This window comes from Vibrio nigripulchritudo ATCC 27043, from assembly GCF_000222685.1.
Classification (GTDB): domain Bacteria; phylum Pseudomonadota; class Gammaproteobacteria; order Enterobacterales; family Vibrionaceae; genus Vibrio; species Vibrio nigripulchritudo.
Map to the genome: position 1 here is coordinate 1 of NZ_AFWJ01000187.1, position 1,889 is coordinate 1,889.

Here is a 1,889-nt window from a genome sequence, read left to right on the forward strand (position 1 = left end):
AAAATGAGTGGCTAAAAGCTTTCTATTCACTTCTTTATTTTGTTTTATCATCGCGATCACCACTTCATTTGTCTGGGAAGCTCCATTTTACACGCACATAGTGATCAGCTTTGGCTTTGGCTACAGCGCGGTTGTCGGTGGCTATCTGGTTACTTTGGTGCTTCCCGAGCTATCACGACGAACAGTCAACTTAGTCGCACTCACCATCTCTATGTTGGGCGGCAGTGTTAACGCACATTTTTGGGTGAGTGATTACCCAAGCTTTGCATCGTACTCCGACATGAAGCCTATCGTGTTATTGGGTTTTATCTTTACGGCGTTTTGCTTTTACTACTTTTATTCGGCAGAACAGAAAGCACAAGCCAGACACGAGTTAGAGAAAGCGCGACGCATTCAGGCTGATCAGGAAAAAGCGCTGGTTTTAAGTGAGCTACAACAATTGCAAAGCCAAATAGAACCCCACTTCCTGTTTAATACTCTCGCAAACATCAACGTGCTTATTGAAAGTGACCCGAATAAAGCTAAGCAAATGCTGTCTCGATTAACGGATCTGCTTAGGGCAACCCTAAGAAAGAACCGCACACAGCTTGTTCCTGTTGATCATGAACTGGATTTGTTGTCCGCCTATTTAGGGATTCAGCAAATACGATTAGGCGAGCTGATGAGTTACAATGTCACTAAAGACGAATTTACCGAATCCTTAATGGTTCCCCCATTTCTGTTGCAACCTTTGGTAGAAAACGCCGTTATTCATGGCTTGGAGCCGAGCCTGAATCGTGGTCACATCGATGTAAAAGTGTTGGATGGAAGAAAGGAAGTCGTCTTGGAAGTCAGAGATAATGGGGTTGGTCTATTGGCAGACAAGTCGTCAGGTGGTCATGGAATAGGGCTGCAGAATATTCGCGCCAGGTTAAAGACCTTGTTTGGGGAAGATGCATCCCTTTCCGTCATCCAGAATGATCCTCAAGGTGTCACCTCTCGCATCTCAATTAACAGGTTGGCATTGGGCTCTCTTCAAAGCAGATAATAAAGGTTTATTAGACATGGCAAAGTATGTAAAAGCGGTAATTGCGGACGATGAACCTTTATTACTTCATCACTTACAACGGCAATTAAACGATGTCTGGCTGGAGTTGGATATTGTCGCCAAAGTCGGTGATGGTAAAAGTGCTTTTGATGCCATCCTAGAGCACGAACCCGATGTCGTTTTTCTTGATATCCGAATGCCGGGGCTAGACGGCATAACACTTGCGAATAAGCTAAATAAGCTTCAACACACGCCCCATATTGTGTTTACAACGGCATATGATGAATACGCGGTAGAAGCCTTTGATAACAATGCCACAGACTACCTGTTGAAACCCATAAATGAAGAGCGTCTGACAAAGGCGGTTGCGAAGGTGCAGCAAAGACTGAATGACCACCAAACCAGTAGCCAGCCTGATCTACAAAAACTGTTCGAACAACTCTCTCCTGAGAAAACTCAACCTCAAAGCTACCTTCACTGGATAAAAGCATCAATGGGAGACGAGATACACCTTATATCTATCGATGATGTGGTTTATTTCAAATCCGAAGATAAGTACGTCTCTGTTTATTGTCAGAATAGTGAAAGCCATTTGGATGAGTATTTAATCAGAATGTCGTTGAAAGAACTGTTGGAACAGCTCGACCCCAATCAGTTCTGGCAAATTCACCGTTCGACCATTGTTTCTGTTTCACGAATCAGTAAAGTTAGAAAAGATCTGACCGGAAGAATGTATGTAGTGATAGGTCAGAGAGAGCTTCCTGTCAGCCGCGCCTCTCAGTCTCTGTTCAAAGGAATGTAACCTGCCCAATTCAAAACTTTAGCCATTCCACACCCAGGCTATTAGGTTATCTATTTTTAT

General features: G+C 43.7%; 2 protein-coding genes. Both read left to right on the top strand.

What is annotated here, in order from left to right:
• Positions 1–7: 7 nt before the first annotated feature.
• On the top strand, positions 8–1,027 hold the full coding sequence (locus RH89_RS14585; protein WP_004403395.1) for a sensor histidine kinase: 1,020 nt from the start codon (positions 8–10) through the stop codon (positions 1,025–1,027).
• 16 nt (positions 1,028–1,043) lie between these two features.
• Entirely contained in the window at positions 1,044–1,829 is a 786-nt protein-coding gene (locus RH89_RS14590; RefSeq protein WP_004403396.1) for a LytR/AlgR family response regulator transcription factor, read from the top strand.
• The last annotated feature ends 60 nt before the right edge of the window (positions 1,830–1,889 follow it).

Excerpts from the sequence above, each read along its gene's own strand:
- RH89_RS14590 (WP_004403396.1), top strand. The coding sequence starts at position 1,044 with ATGGCAAAGTATGTAAAAGCGGTAATTGCGGACGATGAACCTTTATTA.